The sequence below is a fragment of the Vibrio sp. 1978 genome (assembly GCF_033344345.1).
The window spans coordinates 1-521 of record NZ_JAWPOP010000999.1 but is presented as its reverse complement, the minus strand read 5'-3'; the positions used below and the strand labels follow the sequence as shown (position 1 = coordinate 521).

Below are 521 nucleotides of genomic sequence, written 5' to 3'. Positions count from 1 at the left end.
TTTTTCGCCAATTTGGTCCAACAGTTTGCTGATGTTCTCGGTAGCTTCTTGGCTGCGCTGCGCCAAATCACGCACTTCAGAAGAGACAACCGCGAAGCCGCGACCATGTTCGCCCGCACGAGCGGCTTCAATTGCTGCGTTAAGGGCTAATAAGTTGGTTTGTTCAGAAACGCTGTTGATGGTCTCGACAATTTGGCCAATGCTCTGCGTGTCGTTCGCCAACTCTGCCATGCATTGTTCAGTGGCGTTGATTTGCTCCAACAAGCTTTGCACGGAGCGGTAAGACAATTCACTTTGGGTCTGGCAGTCGACCACTTTGTTATTCATGGTTGTGGTGTCACCCATTGCGCGCTCTGCGGACTGAGCGATTTCCACACTCGAGTGTGCGAGTTCAGTCATCGCGGTTGCGATGTTGTCGCACTTAGCGATGGTAGAGCGGCTACTGCTATCAAGATCCTGCGCAGATTCAACAATGTTTTGTAGTCGATTTGAGCTCTCGTTATTGGTCTTAGTGACGTCAA

The 521-nt window shown here is 50.7% G+C and carries 1 protein-coding gene; it reads right to left on the bottom strand.

The features are described from left to right. The coding region (locus tag R8N49_RS30310) for a methyl-accepting chemotaxis protein (protein WP_318190845.1) at positions 1-521 on the bottom strand (521 nt) is incomplete at both ends.